Genomic DNA, 412 nt, shown 5'->3' on the forward strand with positions numbered 1-412 from the left:
GGATGAGCTAGCATCTGCGCCCCAGCCGCATCCACGCGCCCCGAGCGCGCACCCACAAGGACAAGAGATGGACCAGATCACCCCGGGCGATACCGAGGACGCCGCGGCCCCGGCGGCGGACGGCCCGTCGCCCCTCCCGGGAGACGGCGTCCTCACCTCCCCGCCGGTGGTCGGACTCGGGGGCTCCGCCGGCGCGATCCAGGCACTGCGCGAGTTCTTCGCCGCCATGCCGCCGCAGCCCGGCATGGCCTTCGTGGTGGTCCTGCATCTGTCGCCCGAGCACGAGAGCATTCTGGCCGAGCTGCTCCAGCGCGTCACCGCGCTGCGCGTGCTGAAGGTGACCGGCATGGTGTCGATGGAGCCCGATACCGTGTACGTGGTGCCGCCCGGCAAGGTATTGGACTGTCTCTTA

The 412-nt window shown here is 70.6% G+C and carries 1 protein-coding gene; it reads left to right on the plus strand.

Features of this window, described 5'->3' with window-relative positions:
* Window positions 1-67: 67 nt before the first annotated feature.
* Window positions 68-412: chemotaxis protein CheB (locus tag GVL52_RS32425; protein WP_200848041.1), on the plus strand; the 345-nt coding region annotated here is incomplete at its 3' end.

The sequence above is a fragment of the Rhizobium sp. 18055 genome (assembly GCF_902706285.1).
Classification (GTDB): Bacteria; Pseudomonadota; Alphaproteobacteria; order Rhizobiales; family Rhizobiaceae; genus Rhizobium.